Origin of the sequence: Pseudomonas soli (assembly GCF_900110655.1) — a bacterium.
In the GTDB taxonomy this organism is placed as follows: Bacteria; Pseudomonadota; Gammaproteobacteria; order Pseudomonadales; family Pseudomonadaceae; genus Aquipseudomonas; species Aquipseudomonas soli.
This window is the reverse complement of the sequence record NZ_FOEQ01000016.1, coordinates 88,819-102,585: the sequence shown is the minus strand read 5'-3', so window position 1 is coordinate 102,585 and position 13,767 is coordinate 88,819. Positions and strand designations below refer to the sequence as shown.

Below are 13,767 nucleotides of genomic sequence, written 5' to 3'. Positions count from 1 at the left end.
GCTACCAGCCATCTCCACGCCCATTCCCTGAAAAGCTCCCCGAAATGACCTATCCCAGTCATATCGAGAGCTTGCCGGCTGATAGCTCCGGCATCATCAATCGCCGGGGCTTGAGGATCTACGTAGGTTATGTGCTCAAGCACCAGACCATTGGACTGGAGCAGGTTGGGGATGGCGTCTGGGATGTTATTTTCGGTCCCATCATCCTTGGCAGAGTCGATGTGCGGGATGCCACTGATGGTTATGTAACACTCAAGGTGTCGTCACCTATGTGAGTGAACTTTTGTGTAACCCATGTGGGTGATCCGTACATCGCTCCATTCATACGGCCCCTACGCTTCGCTCCGGGGTTCCCTCGCTCCGTTCTTGCTCCCGTGGGTACCGCGCTGTACGCCCCATCCTGGGGCGCAGCGCTCGACGGCCATCCATGGCCGTCGCCCCACTACGCAAGAACTCCACTCGGCCTCCTGAAGTCGCAATTGGTGGCGCCTGAACTATCGCGCACTTAGAAGCAAGATCAAGAGCAGATCAAGAGCAGATCAAGAGCAGATCAAGAGCAGATCAAGAGCAGATCAAGAGCAGATCAAGAGCAGATCAAGAGCAGATCAAGAGCAGAGATTTTTGTTTGTTAGTGGATGTTATGTTGTTTTTCATTACGCCATCGCGGTGCAAGCCCGCTCCCACGTTGAATAACTTAGTCAAACTATGGTGGGAGCGGGTTTGCCCCGCGGTGTTTATCTAGAGTTCCCACGATGGCAACTAGAGACTAGCTGCGTTAGTGCAGGCGCCGCCCGTAACTTCGCGACTTCAGGAGGCCGAACGCAGGTCTTGCGGAGGGAGGTGACGGGCATGGATGCCCGTCAAGCGCTGCGCCCCAGGATGGGGTGTTCAGCGCGGTCCTCCCGGGAGCAAGGCCGGAGTGAGGGAACCCGGAGCGAAGCGGAGGGCCGGATGAATGGAGCGAGGATTTTTTGGTTCCTTTTTGATCCTTCAAAAAGGGACCCGCCGTAAGGGCGGAAAGGTGAATAAGCGTCAACATCTCAAATGAATGCGCATAAAAAAATCAAAACAACCAACAACCAATCTAGCACCAATAAAAAAACCCGCATCACTCTCGCAACACGGGTCCTTCAAAATCCAAACTCAAACCACCCAGATCACCGCTCCAGCAGAATCCGCAACATCCGCCGCAGCGGCTCCGCAGCCCCCCACAGCAACTGGTCACCAACGGTGAAGGCCCCGAGGTACTGCGACCCCATGTTCAGCTTGCGCAAACGCCCGACCGGCACGTTCAGGGTCCCGGTCACCTGGGTAGGGCTCAGCTCCTGCATACTGATCTCACGCTGATTCGGCACCAGCTTCACCCAAGGGTTGTGCTGGCTGATCATGCCTTCGATATCCGCCAAAGGCACATCCTTGTTCAGCTTGATGGTCAGCGCCTGGCTATGGCAACGCATGGCGCCAATCCGCACGCAGATGCCATCGACCGGGATCGGGCTCTTGAAGCGCCCGAGGATCTTGTTGGTCTCGGCCTGGGCCTTCCACTCTTCGCGGCTCTGGCCGTTCGGCAGTTCCTTGTCGATCCACGGGATCAGGCTGCCGGCCAGCGGCACGCCGAAGTTGTCGGTCGGGAAGCCTTCGCCACGCATGGCCTCGGCCACCTTGCGATCGATGTCGAGGATGGCGCTGGCCGGGTTGGCCAGGTCGTCGGCGACCGCCGCGTGAATACCGCCCATCTGCTTGATCAGCTCACGCATGTTCTGCGCGCCGGCACCGGAAGCCGCCTGATAGGTCATGGCACTCATCCACTCGACCAGGCCGGCTTCGAACAGGCCGCCCAGCCCCATCAGCATCAGGCTGACGGTGCAGTTGCCGCCGATGTAGTTCTTGGTGCCCGCATCCAGCTGCTGGTCGATGACCTTGCGGTTGACCGGGTCAAGAATGATCACCGCGTCGTCCTGCATGCGCAGGGAGGAGGCCGCGTCGATCCAGTAACCCTGCCAGCCGGCTTCGCGCAGCTTGGGGAATACTTCGTTGGTGTAGTCGCCGCCCTGGCAGGTGAGGATGACGTCGAGGGTCTTGAGCTCTTCGATGTTGTAGGCATCCTTGAGCGGCGCAATGTCCTTGCCCACCGCCGGACCTTGGCCACCGACATTGGAGGTGGTGAAGAACACCGGCTCGATCAGGTCGAAGTCCTGCTCTTCGAGCATCCGCTGCATAAGCACGGAACCGACCATTCCACGCCAACCGATCAGACCTACACGTTTCATCGCAACTACACCTTTGCTAAAAGTGGGCCGCCACCGGGAGTTTTGGGTGGCGGGCCAGAGAGATTACAGATTCCGCAGCGCTGCGACTACTGCGTCGCCCATTTCCTGCGTACCGACCTTGCGGCAACCTTCGGAGAAGATGTCACCAGTGCGCAGGCCCTGGTCCAGCACCAGGCTCACCGCCTGCTCGATCGCCTCGGCGGCGGCCGTCTGGTTGAAGCTGTAGCGCAGCATCATCGACACCGAGAGAATGGTCGCCAGCGGGTTGGCGATGCCCTGCCCGGCGATGTCCGGCGCCGAGCCGTGGCACGGCTCGTACATGCCCTTGTTGTCGGCATCCAGCGACGCCGACGGCAGCATGCCGATGGAACCGGTGAGCATGGAAGCTTCATCCGACAGGATGTCGCCGAACATATTGTCGGTCACCACCACGTCAAACTGCTTGGGCGCGCGCACCAGCTGCATGGCGGCGTTGTCGACGTACATGTGGCTCAGCTCGACGTCCGGGTAGTCCTTGGCCACTTCCTCGACCACTTCACGCCACAGCTGGCTGGAAGCCAGGACGTTGGCCTTGTCCACCGAACACAGTTTCTTGCCGCGTACACGGGCCATGTCGAAGCCGACGCGGGCGATGCGGCGCACTTCGCTTTCGCTGTACGGCAGGGTGTCGTACGCCTGGCGCTCGCCGCCTTCCAGCTCGCGCTGGCCGCGTGGCGCGCCGAAGTAGATGCCGCCGGTCAGCTCGCGGACGATAAGGATGTCCAGGCCAGCGACGATCTCTGGCTTGAGCGACGAGGCGTCGGCCAACTGCGGGTAAAGGATGGCCGGGCGCAGGTTGGCGAACAGGCCCAGTTGCGAACGGATCTTCAGCAAGCCGCGCTCCGGGCGGATGTCACGCTCGATCTTGTCCCACTTCGGACCGCCCACGGCGCCCAGCAGAACCGCGTCAGCATGGCGCGCACGCTCCAGGGTCTCGTCGGCCAGCGGCACGCCGTGCTTGTCGATGGCCGCACCACCGATCACGTCGTGGGTGAGGCTGAAGCCGAGCTGGAACTTGTCGTTGGCCAGTTCCAGCACCTTGACCGCCTCGGCCATGATTTCCGGACCGATGCCATCACCTGGGAGAATCAGAATCTGCTTGCTCATGCTTTCCTCTATCCAATCAAGCGGCGCGCCCTGTCGGCGCGCCGATAAACTCAGTGTCCAACGGACCTCATCGCGGGGAAAGCCCGCTTCCACGCGTGGTGATGAGGCCTTCGATCAATCGCGGAACAACCACGGCTGGCTGGCGCGGTGCTTGCCCTCGAACGCCTTGATCGCGTCGCTGTCCTGCAGGGTCAGGCCGATATCGTCCAGGCCGTTGAGCAGGCAGTGCTTGCGGAATGCATCGATCTCGAACTTCAGCACTTTTCCGTCCGGACGGGTCACGGCCTGGGCGTCGAGGTCGATGGTCAACTGGTAACCCGGGTTGGCCTCGACCTGCTTGAACAGCTCGTCGACTTCGGCGGCGTCGAGAATGATCGGCAACAGGCCATTCTTGAAGCTGTTGTTGAAGAAGATGTCGGCGAAGCTCGGCGCGATCACGCTGCGGAAACCGTACTCATCGAGTGCCCACGGAGCATGCTCGCGGCTAGAGCCGCAACCGAAGTTCTCCCTCGCCAGCAACACGCTGGCTCCTTGGTAACGCGCATGGTTGAGCACGAAATCCTGGTTCAACGGGCGCTTGCTGTTGTCCTGGTATGGTTGGCCGACGTCAAGGTAGCGCCACTCGTCGAACAGGTTGGGACCGAAGCCAGTGCGCTTGATCGACTTGAGAAACTGCTTGGGAATGATCTGATCGGTGTCGACGTTGGCTCGATCCAAAGGTGCGACAATACCAGTATGCTGGGTAAAGGCTTTCATGCTGCGCTCCCTTGGATCAACTCGCGGACATCGATGAAGTGGCCGGTCACTGCGGCGGCGGCGGCCATGGCCGGGCTGACCAGGTGGGTACGGCCACCGGCGCCCTGGCGACCTTCAAAGTTGCGGTTGGAAGTGGACGCGCAGTGCTCGCCGCTTTCCAGGCGGTCCGGGTTCATCGCCAGGCACATCGAGCAACCTGGTTCACGCCACTCGAAACCGGCCTCGAGGAAAATCTTGTCCAGCCCTTCGCGCTCCGCTTGGGCCTTGACCAATCCCGAGCCCGGCACCACCAGCGCCTGCTTGATGTTGGCGGCGACCTTGCGGCCCTTGGCGATCTCAGCAGCTGCGCGCAGGTCTTCGATGCGCGAGTTGGTGCACGAGCCGATGAACACGCGGTCAAGCTGGATATCGGTGATCGCCTGGTTCGCAGCCAAGCCCATGTACTTGAGGGCGCGCTCGATCGAGCCACGCTTGATCAAGTCGGGCTCGGCGGCCGGATCAGGCACGCGCTGATCGACGGCCAACACCATCTCCGGCGAGGTGCCCCAGCTCACCTGTGGCTTGATCTGCGCGGCGTCGAGTTCGACCACGGTGTCGAACACTGCGTCGGCGTCAGAGACCAATCCTTTCCAGGTCTCGATGGCCTGCGTCCACTGCTCGCCCTTTGGCGCGTAGGGACGGCCCTCGACGTAGTTGACGGTGGTATCGTCGACCGCGACCAAGCCCACACGGGCACCGGCCTCGATGGACATGTTGCAGATGGTCATGCGACCTTCCATGGACAAGTCGCGGATCGCGCTGCCGGCAAACTCCATGGCATGGCCGTTACCGCCGGCGGTGCCGATCTTGCCGATCACGGCGAGGACGATGTCCTTGGCGGTGACACCGGCGGGCAATTGGCCTTCGACGCGCACCAGCATGTTCTTCATCTTCTTGGCCACCAGGCACTGTGTGGCGAGCACGTGCTCGACCTCGGAGGTGCCGATGCCATGGGCCAGGGCACCGAACGCGCCATGGGTGGAAGTATGCGAATCACCGCAGACCACGGTCATGCCCGGCAAGGTCGCGCCCTGCTCCGGGCTGATGACGTGCACGATACCCTGACGCTCGTCATTCATCTTGAATTCGACGATGCCATATTCGTCACAGTTCTCATCAAGGGTCTGCACCTGAAGGCGCGAAACCTGGTCGGCGATGGCCTCGATACCGCCTTTACGCTCAGGCGTGGTCGGCACGTTGTGGTCAGGGGTGGCAATGTTGGCATCGATGCGCCATGGCTGGCGGCTGGCCAGGCGCAGGCCTTCGAAAGCCTGGGGCGAGGTCACTTCGTGGATGATATGACGGTCGATGTAGATCAAGGACGAGCCGTCATCGCGGCGCTTGACCTCATGAGCTTCCCAAAGTTTGTCGTAGAGCGTTTTACCAGCCATCAGACTGTTCCTCATCAGCGTCTTTCTATGCCAAAGACCCCTTGGCTTGTACGGACGATGCTATGGCGTTAAATTGAATAACTCAAATTCATAATTTTCATGCTTTGCATAACCATCAGGAATTCAAATCAGATGGACTTGGCCAACCTCAGCGCCTTCATCGCCATTGCCGAAACCGGCAGTTTTTCCGGCGCCGGCGAGCGTCTGCATCTGACACAACCCGCTATCAGTAAACGCATCGCCGGGCTGGAACAACAATTGGATGTGCGGCTTTTCGATCGGCTGGGCCGTGAAGTGAACCTCACCGAAGCTGGCCGCGCGTTGCTGCCAAGGGCCTATCAGATCCTCAACGTGCTCGATGATACGCGACGCGCATTGACCAATCTGACGGGTGAAGTGGGAGGTCGACTAACCCTGGCAACTAGCCACCATATCGGTTTACATCGACTCCCCCCGGTATTACGGGCTTTCACCCGGCAACACCCCGAAGTAGCGCTGGATATTCAGTTCATGGATTCAGAAGCTGCCTACGATGAAATTCTCCATGGCCGCGCTGAGATTGCCGTTATTACCCTGGCCCCAGAACCTCACCATCTGATCAGGGCGACTCAAGTCTGGAATGACGCCCTCGACTTCGTCGCCTCGCCGGAGCACCCGCTGGCCAGCAACGGCGGAGTCAGCCTGGCTGACGTGGCGCGCCACCCGGCGGTGTTCCCCGGCGGCAATACCTTCACACACCATATTGTCCAGCGCCTGTTCGAAAGCCAGGGCCTGGTGCCGAATATCGCCATGAGCACCAATTATCTGGAAACCATCAAGATGATGGTGTCGATCGGCCTGGCCTGGAGTGTGCTGCCACGTACTATGCTCGATGAGCAGGTTGCGCCCATCGCACTGCCCGGCATACAGCTGTCGCGCCAGCTAGGCTACATATTGCACACGGAGCGCACGCTATCGAATGCGGCCAGGGCCTTCATGGCGCTGCTCGACAGCGACGCCGGGGCTGCCTGACCGGTCGCAGGCACGGCATTCTCTCTCCACAAGGACGCGTTTCCGCCAAAGGTCTGGTATCGATGCCCAAATCAGCAAACCGCTTTCCGCGCCTGCCCCGTATTCCCGCGGCCGACCCACAGGAGTCGGAACAGGCCTGGCAGAACGCTCCCCAGTTGCTGGCCGCGCTCAACGCCGCGCGCCTGGGGGCTTGGCTGTGGGATATCGAGAGTGGCCGGGTGAGCTGGTCGCGGGGCACCCAGGCGCTGTTCGGCTTCGACCCGCAACGGCCGCTGCCCAACGACATCGATTACCTCGACCTGCTGCCCGAGGAGGATCGCGCCCGGACGCGCCAGGCGTTCCAGGCCGTGGTCAATGGCGAACCGGTCGAGCAGGCCATGCGCCATCGCATCCGCTGGCCCGATGGCAGCGTGCACTGGCTGGAAATCAACGGCAGCCTTACCCACGATCCCCATGGCCGCCCGCAGATGATCGGGGTGATCCGCGAGATCAGCCGCCAGCGCGAGCGCGAAACCGCGCTGATCCATTCGGAGAAGCGCTTCGCCACCCTGTTCCACCTCAGCCCCAACGCCATCCTCCTGACTCGCCGCCATGACGGCCTGATCATCGAGGTCAACCAGCACTTCGAGCACATGTTCGGTTGGCCGGGCGCTCAAGTAGTGGGCAAGACAAGCGTCGAACTGGGCCTGTGGGTCAACCCCGAGCAACGTCACCAGGTGCTGGAAGCCACCCGCGCCGGTAGCGGCCCACTGACCCTCGAGGTGCAGTTCCGCGCCACCAACGGCAAGATTCACGATGGCATTCTCTGTACCCAAGGCATCGAACTCGAAGGTGGCACCTACCTGATCAGCACCTTTGTCGATACCACCGAGCGCAAACGCGCCGAACAGGCGCTCAAGGACAGCCAGGAGCGTCTCGATCTGGCCCTGGACTCGGCCCAGCTGGGTACCTGGGACTGGCACATCCCCAGCGGCATGCTCTACGGTTCGGCCCGCGCCGCGCAACTGCACGGGCTGGACCCAGTGCCCTTCCACGAATCGTTCGAGGCCTTTTTCGAAGGCGTGCCCGAGCACGAACGCAGCGTCATGCGCCAAGCCTATCGCAGCCTGCGCGAAGGACCGGCGGGCAATTACCAGATCACCTATCGCGTACAGCTCGACAACGGTGCCTCGCGCTATATCGAAAGCCGCGCCCGTCTATACCGCGACGAACAGGGCAACCCGCTGCGCATGGCCGGCACTTTGCTCGACATCACCGACCAGGTGGAGCGCGAGCAGCGTCTGACGGCCTCAGAGGAAAAGTTCGCCAGCCTGTTCCAGGTCAGCCCCGACCCCATCTGCGTGACCCGCCAGGACAGCGGTCAGTTCATCGAGATCAACCCGGCCTTCAGCCAGACCTTTGGCTGGGCCCCGGAGCAGATCCTCGGCCACACCGCCGAGGAAATCGGCCTGTGGGCCGAGTCGGCCGAACGTGCCCAGCGCATCGAGCGGGTGATCCGCGACCAGGCCCTGAGCAATGTGGCGGTGGTGGTCAATCACCGCAACGGCACGCCGCTGACCTGCGTGATCTCCAGCCGCCTGATCAGCGTAGACAGCCAGCCGTGCAGCGTTACCACCCTGCGCGACATTACTCAGCAGCAACGCGCCGAGGCAGCGCTCAAGGCAAGCGAGGAGAAATTCGCCAAGGCGTTCCATTCCAGCCCCGACGCCATCACTATTACCGAGCGCCACAGCGGGCGCTATGTGGAAGTCAACGACGGCTTCAGCCGGTTGACCGGCTATAAGCCTGAGGAGGTGCTGGGCCGCACGGTCTACGAGATCGGCATCTGGGCCGATGAGAAACAGCGCGCTGCCCTGCTCAACGAACTGCGCGAGCGCGGCCGGGTGCATCACCGGGAGATGCTCGGCCGCAACAAGCGCGGCGATATCCTCACTGTGGAAGTGTCGGTAGAGCCAATCAGCCTCAACGAAACCGACTGCCTGCTGCTGACCGCTCGCGATGTCAGCCTGTTGAAGAACGCTCAGGCACAGATCCGCCACCTGGCCTACCACGACCCACTGACCAACCTGCCCAATCGCGCCCTGCTGATGGATCGCCTGAGTCAGCAGATCGCCCTGCTCAAGCGCCACAACCTGCGCGGCGCCTTGCTGTTCCTCGACCTTGACCACTTCAAGCACATCAACGACTCGCTCGGCCACCCAGTGGGCGACACGGTGTTGAAGATCATCACCGCCCGTCTCGAAGCCAGTGTGCGCCTGGAAGACACCGTGGCGCGGTTGGGCGGCGACGAATTCGTGGTTTTGCTCAGCGGCCTGGAGGGCAGCCGCGAGCAGGTGGAAAACAAGGTACGTGAACTGGCCGACACCCTGCGCGAGCTGCTGGCCGAACCGATGTCGCTGGACGGCCAGCGCCTGCAGGTCACACCCAGTATCGGCGTGGCGCTGATCCCCGACCATGGCGCCACCCCCGCCGACCTGCTCAAGCGTGCCGACATCGCCCTGTACCGCGCCAAGGACTCCGGACGTAACACCACGCAATTGTTCCACACCACCATGCAGAAGGCCGCCAGTGAGCGGCTGCGCATGGAGAACGACTTGCGCCTGGCCCTCGCCCGCGGCGAACTGGCCTTGCACTTCCAGCCCCAGGTCGATGCCCGCGACAACCGGATCGTCGGCGCTGAAGTGCTGCTGCGCTGGCATCATCCGCAACTGGGCCAGCAACCTCCGGCGCAGTTCATTCAGGTTCTGGAGGAAAGCGGGCTGATCCTCGAAGTCGGCAGCTGGATTCTCGATGAAGCCTGCGACGCCTGTGCGCGGATGCTTGGCGATGGCCTGATCGACGCCGACGATTTCAGCCTGTGCGTCAACATCAGCCCGCGGCAATTCCGCCAGAACGATTTCGTCGACCGGGTGCTGCGCAGCCTCGACGACTACCGCCTGCCCCGGCGCATGCTCACGCTGGAGATCACCGAAGGCATCGTCATCCAGAACCTGGAGGACACCATCAGCAAGATGCGCGAACTCAAGCGTCACGGCGTGAGCTTCGCCATGGACGACTTCGGCACTGGCTATTCGTCGCTCACCTATCTCAAGCGCCTGCCGGTGGATGCGCTGAAGATCGATCAGACCTTCGTACGCGACGCACCGGTCGACCCCAACGACGCCGAGATCGTCCGCGCGATCGTGGCCATGGCTCGCAGCCTGGAGCTCGCGGTGATTGCCGAGGGGGTGGAACTCACCGAACAGCTGGAGTTCCTTGAGCGACAAGGCTGCCACCTGTACCAGGGCTACCTGCACAGCCGCCCATTGCCATTGCCGGAGTTTCGCCAGATGCTGCTGGAGGCACCGGCGGACTACTGATGCCCAAACACAGTTGCTTGCGCCACAGAATGCAGAAAGGGCACCCGAGGGTACCCTTTCTTCATGCGCTGAAATCAGTTCAGCGCCGGCTTGTCACCGTTGATCGGAATCCGCTTGGCCTTGGCTTCTTCCGGCACGATGCGCAGCAGCTCGATGCTGAGCAATCCATTGGCCAGGCCCGCGCCCTTGACCTCGATGTGGTCGGCCAGGCGGAACGACAGCTTGAAGGCACGCTGGGCAATGCCCTGGTGCAGGAAGGTAACGCCTTCGCTGCTGCCGTCGCGCTTGCCGCCAGTCACCGTGAGGACGCCTTTTTCGACCTGCAGATCGAGGTCCTGCTCCTGGAAACCAGCGGCGGCCACCACGATGCGGTAGTGGTCATCACCGTGTTTTTCCACGTTGTAGGGCGGGTAGCTGCTACCGGCCTCATTACGGGCGGCGGCTTCGAACAGATCGTTGAAACGGTCGAAACCGACAGAGTTGCGGAAAAGTGGTGCGAGAGAGAAAGCGGTAGTCATGGTCATGAACTCCTGAGATTCAGCAAGTTAAGTCACTACGCGACCCGAGTTCGGCATCGCGTACTCAAGAGATATGTCCGGGCAAAAGGCTTTCAAGGGCCAACGTGAAAAAATTTACGCCAGGTTGGCTCAGGCAACACAGACTAGCGCCGCCTGCTCCTCCATCCCCAGCAAGCCGCTGATTCGCTGGCAGTCATCCTCCCGACGCAACTCGGCGAAGAGCGCCACCGCCTCGGGGTAACCGCGGGTCAGCATCGCCAGCCACTGCTTCATCCGCCCTGGGGCATAGCGCGGCGACAACTTATGCTGTGCCTGGCGCCAGAACTCGCGCAGCAGCGGCTGCAGCGCCTCCCAGCTTATCGGCTGATACTCGATACCATCCCGGGCCGCAGCGATCTGCAAGGCCAGATCCGGACGCGACACCAGCCCGCGGCCAAGCATGATGTGCTCGGCGCCGCTGACTTCGCGACAACGCCGCCAGTCGTCGACAGTCCAGATCTCGCCATTGGCGAACACCGGCACCTTGACCACATCCTGCACCCGCGCCACCCATTCCCAGTGGGCGGGCGGCTTGTAGCCCTCGACCTTGGTCCGCGCATGCACCACCAGGTGCGCCGAGCCGCCCTCGGCCAGCGCCGTGGCGCAGTCCAGGGCACCGTCGGGGCTGTCGTAGCCCAGGCGCATCTTTGCGGTCACCGGGATATGTGCCGGCACCGCCCGGCGCACTTCACGGACGATGGCATGCAACAGCTCCGGCTCCTTGAGCAGCACCGCCCCGCCCCGTGATTTGTTGACGGTCTTGGCCGGGCAACCGAAATTCAGGTCGATCACCGGCGCGCCCAGCTCGCAGGCCAGCGCTGCGTTCTCGGCCAGGCATACTGGGTCGGAGCCGAGCAATTGCACGCGCATCGGCACGCCAGCGGCGGTACGGGCGCCTTGGCGCAGCTCCGGTGCCAGCTTGTCGAACGAAGAGGCCGGCAGCAGGCGGTCGCAGACGCGGATGAACTCGGTGACGCACCAATCGATACCGCCCACACGGGTCAGGACGTCGCGCAGGATGTTGTCGACCAGCCCCTCCATGGGGGCCAGGGCAATTTGCATTTCAGGGTCTCGCCACGAAAAAGGCGGCAGTCTAGCAAACTTCCGCCAGCCGTCAGCTGCCGGTCAGCGCCGGGCCGTAGCCGTCGATGAATTCCGCCGGCATGCGCCTGGGCTTGCCGCTGGACAGCTCGATGCAGGCAAAGGTGGTCTGTGCCCGCAGCAAGGTCACGCCGTCACTCGGGCGCTTGAGCTGGAAGCGCCGGGTCATGCGCAGGCGCTGGTCCCAATCGATGATCCAGGTGGCCAGTTGCAGCTCGTCGTCCTCATAGGCGGCGGCGAGGTAGTCGATTTCATGGCGGACCACCGCCATGGCCCGGTCCAGCCGACGATACTCGGCCAGGTCCAGCCCCAGACGCTGGGAATGGCGCCAGGCGCAGCGCTCCAGCCAGGTGACGTAGACGGCGTTGTTGGCGTGGCCGAGGCCGTCGATATCCTCGCTGCCGACGCGAAGGTCGATGATGAATGGTGCCGCCAGATCCCAACTCATGCCTGCTCCTGGTTTTCAGTGAACGGGCAGAGTGTACCGGATGCTCAGGCGCTTTGCCGCGCCCGCTCGGTGGAGCGCGCGAGCAGCTCGATCACTGCCTGGCCCAGGCGCGGATCGGCCAGCACCCGCTGATGACCGCCCTCCTCCAGCAGCAGCAGGCGGCTGTCGAACCAGGCCTGGTGAATCAGCGGCGCCTCGCTGGCGGGCACTACGGGATCGTCCTCGGCATGCACCACCAAGCCCGGCACATCCAGTTGATAGGCACTGACATCCAGGCGCGCCACCTGGACGCCGACATCGCGCTCCACCTGGCGGATGAACGCGGCCCGCGCCCGCGCCGGCAAGCCCAGTCGCCGGGCAAAGCCACGCAGCACGCCGAGCAAACGGGCCGGAGCGGCGATGCTTACCGCCGCATCGGTGCGCAGCCCCCACTGCAGCGCCAGCAACAGGCTGGCGCCACCCATCGAGTGTCCGATCACCGCGCGCAGCGGCGGCAGTTCGGCGGCGGCCTCGAGCAAGGCGCGGGCAAACGCCACCACATGCGCCTGCTCGCCGGGCGAACGCCCGTGTGCCGGCCCTTCCAGCGACACCACGGTATGGCCGCTGTCCACCAGCCGCTCGATCAATGCCGCAAACTGGGTGGGGCGCCCTTCCCAGCCATGCATCAGCAATACCGTCGGCCCCTGCCCCCAGCGCAACGCCGACAACCCGAAGCGCAAGGTTATGCGCTCGGCCCTGGCCAGCAGCGGCAGCTCCCACGGTTTGGGCGGCAGGTTGCGCGGAGTCATGAAGGCGCGGCGCATCTTGCCGGCGACATGTTCAGGGGCCAGGTGGCCGAGGGTGCCATTGACGCCACGAATCCAGCTCAGGGTAGTCATCGCCTTGCTCCAGGGTCAGGTTGCTCAGATCACCGCCGACTTGGCGGCACGCAGTATCCGGTCGGACAACTCGCCGTCGCCCAGGGCGCGGGCCACGGCGAGGCCGCCAACCATCAGGGCGAAATCGGCGAGCGCCTTGTCGATGTCCTCGGGACGGTCGACCATTTGCGCGGTCATCAGCTCGATGTGTTCGGCCAGCACGTCACGGAAGGCGTCGGGCAGGCGCTGCATCTCGCTCAGCGCATTGGGAATCGGGCAGGCCTGCACCTCGGTATCGCGGTGCTTGCGCGACAGGTAGAAGGCCGCGACCAACGCCCGGCGCTCGGTACCGTCAAGGGCTGGATCGAGCTGGGCGAGCAAGGCACGGCGTTCGGCCAGCAACTGGCTGAAGGCTTCGAGCATGAGCTCGTCCTTGCTATCGAAGTGGGCATAGAAGCCGCCGACCGTAAGCCCCGCAGCGCCCATGACCTGGCTTACGCTCGGATCGGCCGGGCCTTGCTGGACCAGCGCGCTGCGCGCCGCATCGAGGATGCGCTGGCGGGTCTTGCTCTTCTTGTCGCTCATGGCTCACCTCTGAATATTATGATCGACATATTATGCTCATAATATTTTCTGGCAAGCGGAATCTGCGGCCATTGATCGGCACAGCTGGATTTTTTGGAAGGCAGAAAAACAAAAGGCCCATTCAATAAGCGAATGAGCCTTATAAGTCCTGCAAAACGCAGGTAAAAAATTGGCGTCCCCTAGGGGACTCGAACCCCTGTTACCGCCGTGAAAGGGCGGTGTCCTAGGCCACTAGACGAAGGGGACT

At 62.7% G+C, this 13,767-nt stretch carries 11 protein-coding genes, 1 tRNA gene and 1 pseudogene; 3 read left to right on the top strand and 10 right to left on the bottom strand.

Annotated elements, in window-relative coordinates; all coding sequences use genetic code 11:
• Positions 1 to 275: pseudogene (locus BMY03_RS24345) on the top strand (IS481 family transposase); the annotation flags it as partial.
• 882 nt (positions 276 to 1,157) lie between these two features.
• Here the strand turns inward: BMY03_RS24345 and asd are convergent.
• The 4 genes from asd to leuC form a co-directional block, all read right to left on the bottom strand.
• A complete protein-coding gene (gene asd / locus BMY03_RS24340; RefSeq protein WP_023630514.1) occupies positions 1,158 to 2,270 on the bottom strand; it encodes an aspartate-semialdehyde dehydrogenase in 1,113 nt (370 codons plus the stop codon).
• Between the two features lie 63 nt (positions 2,271 to 2,333).
• Positions 2,334 to 3,416, bottom strand: coding sequence for a 3-isopropylmalate dehydrogenase (leuB, locus tag BMY03_RS24335; protein WP_023630513.1), 1,083 nt, complete (start codon positions 3,414 to 3,416; stop codon positions 2,334 to 2,336).
• 114 nt (positions 3,417 to 3,530) lie between these two features.
• Positions 3,531 to 4,172 carry a 3-isopropylmalate dehydratase small subunit gene (leuD, locus tag BMY03_RS24330; RefSeq protein WP_094012470.1) on the bottom strand — a complete coding sequence of 214 codons (642 nt, stop codon included), beginning with the start codon at positions 4,170 to 4,172 and terminating at the stop codon, positions 3,531 to 3,533.
• Complete coding sequence (gene leuC / locus BMY03_RS24325; protein ID WP_094012469.1) at positions 4,169 to 5,602, bottom strand: 3-isopropylmalate dehydratase large subunit; 1,434 nt, start codon at positions 5,600 to 5,602, stop codon at positions 4,169 to 4,171. The genes leuD and leuC overlap by 4 nt, the downstream gene beginning before the upstream one ends.
• A 132-nt stretch (positions 5,603 to 5,734) precedes the next feature.
• Here leuC and BMY03_RS24320 point away from each other — a divergent pair, with 132 nt between their 5' ends.
• A complete protein-coding gene (locus BMY03_RS24320) occupies positions 5,735 to 6,613 on the top strand; it encodes a LysR family transcriptional regulator (protein WP_023630510.1) in 879 nt (292 codons plus the stop codon).
• A gap of 62 nt (positions 6,614 to 6,675) precedes the next feature.
• Positions 6,676 to 9,972, top strand: coding sequence for a PAS domain S-box protein (locus BMY03_RS24315; protein WP_023630509.1), 3,297 nt, complete (start codon positions 6,676 to 6,678; stop codon positions 9,970 to 9,972).
• A 74-nt stretch (positions 9,973 to 10,046) separates the two neighbouring features.
• Here BMY03_RS24315 and BMY03_RS24310 read toward each other — a convergent pair whose 3' ends face one another.
• The 6 genes from BMY03_RS24310 to BMY03_RS24285 all read right to left on the bottom strand — a co-directional run bounded on the left by BMY03_RS24310 (position 10,047) and on the right by BMY03_RS24285 (position 13,766).
• Positions 10,047 to 10,490, bottom strand: a complete 444-nt coding sequence (locus tag BMY03_RS24310; protein WP_031315058.1) for an Hsp20 family protein — start codon at positions 10,488 to 10,490, stop codon at positions 10,047 to 10,049.
• 129 nt (positions 10,491 to 10,619) lie between these two features.
• The gene (locus tag BMY03_RS24305) at positions 10,620 to 11,591 is read right to left on the bottom strand and encodes a tRNA dihydrouridine synthase (RefSeq protein WP_038706541.1); all 972 of its coding nucleotides are present in this window, start codon (positions 11,589 to 11,591) and stop codon (positions 10,620 to 10,622) included.
• Positions 11,592 to 11,643: 52 nt separating this feature from the next.
• On the bottom strand, positions 11,644 to 12,078 hold the full coding sequence (locus BMY03_RS24300) for an acyl-CoA thioesterase (RefSeq protein ID WP_023632910.1): 435 nt from the start codon (positions 12,076 to 12,078) through the stop codon (positions 11,644 to 11,646).
• Between the two features lie 44 nt (positions 12,079 to 12,122).
• Positions 12,123 to 12,956 (bottom strand): alpha/beta fold hydrolase, encoded by an 834-nt coding sequence (locus tag BMY03_RS24295; protein ID WP_038706542.1) that lies wholly within the window; start codon positions 12,954 to 12,956, stop codon positions 12,123 to 12,125.
• A gap of 24 nt (positions 12,957 to 12,980) precedes the next feature.
• Positions 12,981 to 13,520, bottom strand: coding sequence for a TetR/AcrR family transcriptional regulator (locus tag BMY03_RS24290; protein ID WP_023631831.1), 540 nt, complete (start codon positions 13,518 to 13,520; stop codon positions 12,981 to 12,983).
• 170 nt (positions 13,521 to 13,690) lie between these two features.
• Positions 13,691 to 13,766 (bottom strand) — tRNA-Glu (locus tag BMY03_RS24285).
• Position 13,767 lies beyond the last annotated feature (1 nt).